Annotated in this window: 1 pseudogene; it reads left to right on the top strand. The window is 68.3% G+C overall.

The annotated features are described in order from the left end of the window. Nucleotides 1-461 (top strand): annotated as a pseudogene (locus RM844_RS32580) (FAD-binding monooxygenase); the annotation flags it as partial.

The following is a 461-nucleotide window of genomic DNA, read 5'->3' as shown; positions in this document are numbered from 1 at the left end:
CAGGTCCTGGCCGGAGCCGACGATCGCCTGCTCAACACCTACGAACAGGAACGGCAACCCATCGCCGCCGGAGTCCTCGGGCTGTCCACCAAGAAATACCAAGGCATCGGTAAGTTCGACCCGTCCAGCGTCCGGCGTGGCAAGGACGAAAAACAACTGACCCTGACCTACCACGGCGGCCCGCTGGCGCCCCTGGCCGCCGACCGCACCAAGACCCTGCGCGTCGGTGACCGCGCTCCCAACGCCGACCTCGTCACCGCCCGCGACGACCGCGTGCGGTTGTTCGACGCCTACCGCGGACCGCACTTCACCGCACTGGCGTACGGCCCACACGCCGCTGCCGAGTTGACCAAACTCGACTGGCCCGCAGGCGGAGCACCACTAACACGCCTCGTCATCGGCGCCGACGGCAAGGGCGGTGTGCTCACCGACCCGACCGGAGAGTTCGCGCGGATCTACGG

Origin of the sequence: Streptomyces chisholmiae (assembly GCF_031845445.1) — a bacterium.
GTDB classification, from domain to species: Bacteria; Actinomycetota; Actinomycetes; order Streptomycetales; family Streptomycetaceae; genus Streptomyces; species Streptomyces chisholmiae.
Note: the sequence above shows the minus strand (reverse complement) of the source record. Positions and strands in the feature narration are given on the sequence as shown.